General features: G+C 61.0%; 5 protein-coding genes. 3 read left to right on the forward strand and 2 right to left on the reverse strand.

Annotated features, from left to right (window positions below):
* Positions 1-1,622, forward strand: a 1,622-nt coding sequence (locus E5W87_RS33565; protein WP_292407684.1) for a DUF3857 domain-containing protein, incomplete at its 5' end; no start/stop codon positions are given.
* Positions 1,623-1,637: 15 nt separating this feature from the next.
* Here the strand turns inward: E5W87_RS33565 and E5W87_RS33570 are convergent.
* On the reverse strand, positions 1,638-3,440 hold the full coding sequence (locus E5W87_RS33570; RefSeq protein ID WP_292407689.1) for an ABC transporter transmembrane domain-containing protein: 1,803 nt from the start codon (positions 3,438-3,440) through the stop codon (positions 1,638-1,640).
* Positions 3,441-3,643: 203 nt separating this feature from the next.
* Here E5W87_RS33570 and rpmE point away from each other — a divergent pair, with 203 nt between their 5' ends.
* Positions 3,644-3,865, forward strand: coding sequence for a 50S ribosomal protein L31 (rpmE, locus tag E5W87_RS33575; protein ID WP_077380693.1), 222 nt, complete (start codon positions 3,644-3,646; stop codon positions 3,863-3,865).
* Between the two features lie 66 nt (positions 3,866-3,931).
* Here rpmE and E5W87_RS33580 read toward each other — a convergent pair whose 3' ends face one another.
* Positions 3,932-4,573 (reverse strand): TetR/AcrR family transcriptional regulator, encoded by a 642-nt coding sequence (locus E5W87_RS33580; protein WP_292407698.1) that lies wholly within the window; start codon positions 4,571-4,573, stop codon positions 3,932-3,934.
* 124 nt (positions 4,574-4,697) lie between these two features.
* Here E5W87_RS33580 and E5W87_RS33585 point away from each other — a divergent pair.
* On the forward strand, positions 4,698-5,167 hold a 470-nt coding region (locus E5W87_RS33585), incomplete at its 3' end, for an SDR family oxidoreductase (protein ID WP_292407701.1).

Below are 5,167 nucleotides of genomic sequence, written 5' to 3' on the forward strand. Positions count from 1 at the left end.
ACGGTGTGGTGATCCAGAACCTTTCCGATGCTGATTTCGACGTGTTTCGGCGCGAGAGGGATGCGGAGAAGGGCCTCTTCGATGGTTGGCTTACCGCTTACGTGAACATCAACGATGTCCGCGTCGGAGACATCGTCGACTATGGCAAGACCACGGTCAGAACTCCGATCATCGGCACGGGTCTTCTTTTCCATTCCTTTGCCGTGGCTTGGGATGAACCGATCGCTCTAATCCGCGAAAGAGTGATGTGGCCAACGGTGCAGCCCCTGAATTTCCGACAGATCAGGACGGACATGAGCCCGGATGTCCAGTCTACCGGAGAAACGACCACCTATCTTTGGCAAAGCGCCAACCCGATCCCGGTGAAATCGCAGGAAAATCTGCCACCGGACTTTCTCACATATCCGTCCATTGAAATCTCTTCGACATCTAAATGGCAAGATATCGTCGACACAGTCCTTCCGTATTATCGGCTCGACCAGGAGCTGCCGGCAGACTTCGCATCGAAGCTCGATGCCATTGCCGCCAAATACGATGCGCCCGAAGACAGGATGATCGAGGCAATGCGGTTGGTCCAGGACAACATCCGCTATGTCAGCCTGTCGATGGGCCGTGGTTCCTATATCCCGCGTAGCCCGACGACAGTGGTGGCAAGCGGCTTCGGAGATTGCAAGGACAAGGCGCTGCTTCTCGCCTCCAGCCTGCGGCGACTGGGAATCCATGCGGATGTGGCTCTCACTGATCTTGATGAAGGGCTTGCTCTCGCCACGATTCTTCCGACGACCAGAGCGTTTGACCACGTCATCGTAAAGGTCGTCATCGACAGCCAGACGTACTGGATCGACCCGACCAACTATCTGCAGGGGGGCAGAGCAGATAATCTTGTAGCGCCCGACTATTGCTTTGCGTTGCCCATTGTCGCCGACGCGGGAATAGAAAAGATAGACCGAAAGGATCTCTACCAGCCGACCACCTTTGTGAGCGAGGTATTCGACTTTCCAAAACGTAAAGGCGAGCCGCTCAAACTGACGGTTACCACCACCTACTGGGGCGCAGATGCCGATAGCATGCGCTATAAGCTTGTCTCGCAATCACCCACAAAGATCGCCGACGACTATCTCAAATATTACAATCGCCAGTATCCCGGAATGAAGAGCCTGGGGCCGTTGGTGACGAACGACAGCCGCGACAAGAATCTGGTTTCGGTAATCGAATCCTACGATTTGTCGGCAGACGATCTCGACGCCGATAACCTCTCCAAGGAATTTGCTCTGAAATCGGATGTCGGCATCAGGTATCTGCCGGAGCCCGAACTCCTCGAAAGGAGCGCGCCAATCTGGCTAGGCAGCCCGATCTTTCGACGACACCGGTGCACCGTCAGAAATCTGAAGGCCCACTTCGTAGGCCCCGAGGACAATGACGACGTCGTCACGCCCTACGTTGCATTCAAGGCTCGTTGGACGAGCACCTCCACCGAATTTCAGGTCGACTGGTTTCTCAAGACCATCAATGATCAGGTTCCCGCCAAGAGCATCGGCCCCTATTTAAAATCCCTCAAGAAGATAAACGACAACGCGACTTGGAACTACAATTTCGCCTATTCGGACGCCGAAGCGAACTGACGCCAGTGGAAAGGCCTACTCCGCAGCGCCTTTGAAAGCACTCGCCCCGGTTTCGAACTGCAGCTTGGCCAGCCGCGCGTAGATGCCGCCCTTGGCGACGAGGCTCTGGTGGGTGCCTTCCTCGACGATGCAGCCGCCATCCATGACCAGGATCCGGTCGGCCTTCAGCACCGTCGCCAGCCGATGGGCGATGACGATGGTGGTGCGGTCCTGCATCAGCCTTTCCAGCGCCGTCTGCACCAGCGTCTCGCTTTCGGCGTCGAGAGCCGAGGTCGCCTCGTCGAGCAATAGGATCGGCGCGTCGCGCAGAATCGCGCGGGCAATCGCCACACGCTGGCGCTGGCCGCCGGACAGCGTCACGCCACGCTCGCCGACCTGGCTGTCATAGCCTTTTTCGAGCTTTAGGATGAACTCGTCGGCAAGCGCATCCTTGGCCGCCGCCTCGATCTCGGCGTCGCTGGCATCCGGACGGCCGAAGCCGATATTATCACGCGCGCTGGCCGCGAAGATGGTGACGTCCTGCGGCACGATGGCGATGCGCTCACGTATGGCGACGGGGTCGGCCTCGCGCACATTAACGCCGTCGATCATGATCTTGCCCGTCTCGGGGTCGTAGAAGCGCAGAAGCAGCGAAAAGACGGTGCTCTTGCCAGCGCCCGAGGGGCCGACGATCGCCACCGTCTCGCCGGGCTTTACCTGGAAACTCAGACCGTGGACGGCGGCGCGGTCGGGGCCAGCCGGGTAGGAGAAGGACACGTCGTCGAAACTTATCGCGCCCCTGGCTGTCACCGGCAGCCGTTTCGGATTCGCGGGGGCTTGGATCGCGGGCTTCTCGGCGAGGATTTCGGTCAGTCGCTCGGCGGCACCGGCCGCCTGGGAAAGCTCGCCCCATACTTCCGACAGCGCACCGAGGGCGCCGGCGGCGAACACCGAATAGAGCAGGAACTGGCCGAGCGTGCCCGGCGACAGCGTGCCTTCGAGCACATCGCGCGAACCGAACCACAGCACCGCCACCACCGAGGAAAAGATCATGAAGATGGCGAAGAAGGTGAGGAAGGATCGGGCAAAGATCGAGGATCGCGCCGCCTCGAACGCGGCTTCCACGGCAGATGAAAAATGCCCGGTGACCAGCTTCTCGTTGGTGAAGGCCTGCAGCGTGCGCACCGCGCCGATCTGCTCGCTGGCATAGGCCGTGGCGTCGGCCAGCGTGTCCTGCGCCAGCCGCGATTTGCGCCGCACCGAGCGGCCGAAGGCAACCAGCGGCAGCACGATCACCGGGATGGCGGCGATGACGAGGCCCGACAGTTTTGGGCTGGTGAAGACCATCATCGCCACGGCGCCGAGGCCGAGGATCACGTTGCGCAGCGCCACCGATGCGGTGGCCCCGACCGCCGACTTCACCTGCGTGGTGTCGGCGGCGAGCCGCGACACGATCTCGCCCGACTGGGCGGTATCGAAGAAGGACGGCGACAGCGTCGTGACATGGCGGAACACGTCGCTGCGGATGTCGGCGACGACGCGCTCGCCCAGCGTGATGACGAAATAGTAGCGGCTGGCTGATGCCGCAGCGAGCAAGGCAGCCATCACCACCAGCATGGCGAAATACTCGGCGATGAAACTGGAATCGGAAGCGGAAAAGCCGTGGTCGATCATCCGCCGCACCGCGAGCGGCAGCGCCAGCGTCGTCGCCGCCGCGACGGTCAGCGAGACAACCGCGCCAATGACCATTTTCCGGTAGCGGGTGATGTAGGGAAACAGGCGCCGCAGCGGCTTGAGCGAGCGCCTACGCTCGTCTGCATCGCCGCTGGTGTGCGCCATGACCGTTTCCTCTGGCTCTTCTGGGTATGCGCCTCAATATGCGCTTACCGCGGCCTTGTGATTCAATTCCGGCTGATGTATAGGCTCGCCGACCGTTTTAGAAGCCGTGGCTCCTCAATAGCTGCGGCTTCGAGTTTTAAAAAGGGGCGCATCGACGCAGGCTTTATGCCCGTCAGCAGCGCCGGCGAACCAGGAATAGCACAATGAAGACCGACATCCATCCCGACTACCACGCCATCAAGGTCGTCATGACCGACGGCACCGAATACATGACCCGTTCGACCTGGGGCAAGGAAGGCGACACGATGAACCTCGACATCGACCCGACTACCCATCCGGCCTGGACCGGCGGCCAGCAGACGCTGCTCGACCGCGGCGGCCGCCTGTCGAAGTTCAAGAAGCGTTTCGAAGGTTTTGGCCTCTAAGCCCAGGCTTTTAGCAGATCAAGAACCCGCCCTCGTGGCGGGTTTTTTTGTTACCGGAATGCGGCTCTATTCGCCGACCAATTCACGCAGCGCCATGCGCTTGTAGGCGGCGACTAGGTCATCGCCTTCTTGCCGCCCGACCGAGATCGCCAGCCGCATGGTGGCTTCACCCATCTGCCAGATGAGAAATGACGTCGTTTCCAGCGCCGCCGGATCGGCGGTGGGCCGCAGCCGCTTCAGCACGGCGGTGAGGAATTCGGCGTTGGCCCGGCTGTCGGCAAGCTCAAGTTCGCGCAGCGCCTTGTCGGCCTGTGTGCCCGACCAGATGTCACGCATCACTGGCTCCGCCAGGAACAGCCCGTAATAGATATCCACCAGTTCGGAAAACGCACGCCGCAGCCCTTCGGCGTCGCTGACATCTGCCAGCGCTGCTGAGATGCAGGCCTGGCTCTCGGCGGTGTGGCGCTCGGCCAGCGCCCAGACGATCGCCCGCTTGTCCGGGAAGAACTGGTAGAGCGAACCGATCGACACACCGGCCCGTTTCGCCACTTCGCCCATGCGCATGGCATCGCTGCCTTGCTCGGCGATCAGCGCGGAGGCGGCGGCCAACATCCGCTCGACCCGCTCGCGGCTGCGTTGCTGGCTTGGCGCCCGGCGCGGCGATGCGATCTGGCCATCCTGCGAACCCGCTACGGTCGAGCCTTCCATCACTGTCTCCTGACGAACGATCAACAAATTGGCCAACAAACTGGCTTGACTCACAAAATACGAGGGTCTATCACGTTATGCAAATGTGAGGATTACTCATGTTTTTAAGCAAAGGAGAACCACCATGAACGACACAGCGAAAAACCCAACTTTGATCCTCGGCGGCACCGGCAAAACCGGCCGTCGTCTCGCGGATAGGCTGACGGCGCAGGGCCTGCCGGTACGGATCGGCTCGCGCTCGGGCACGCCGCCCTTCGACTGGGAAAACAACATGACCTGGGTGTCAGCACTTGATGGTATCGGGGCTGTCTACATCAGCTACTATCCTGACCTTGCGGTGCCAGGTGCGGCCGAAGCGGTCGGCGCCTTCGCCAACCTTGCCGTGGAGCGCGGTGTGCGCCGGCTGGTGCTGCTGTCGGGACGCGGCGAAAAGGAAGCGCAACGTGCCGAAGAGATGCTGAAAGCCTCAGGCGCCGACTGGACGATCCTGCGCTGTGCATGGTTTGCCCAGAATTTTAGCGAAAGTTTTTTGCTCGATCCGCTGCTCGCCGGCGAGGTGGCTTTGCCGGTCGGCAATGTCGGAGAACCGTTCGT

Origin of the sequence: Mesorhizobium sp., assembly GCF_004962925.1 — a bacterium.
Taxonomy (GTDB): domain Bacteria; phylum Pseudomonadota; class Alphaproteobacteria; order Rhizobiales; family Rhizobiaceae; genus Mesorhizobium.

Coding starts and splice junctions, on each gene's coding strand:
- E5W87_RS33570 (WP_292407689.1), bottom strand. CDS start 3,440: ATGGCGCACACCAGCGGCGATGCAGACGAGCGTAGGCGCTCGCTCAAG.
- rpmE (WP_077380693.1), top strand. CDS start 3,644: ATGAAGACCGACATCCATCCCGACTACCACGCCATCAAGGTCGTCATG.
- E5W87_RS33580 (WP_292407698.1), bottom strand. CDS start 4,573: ATGGAAGGCTCGACCGTAGCGGGTTCGCAGGATGGCCAGATCGCATCG.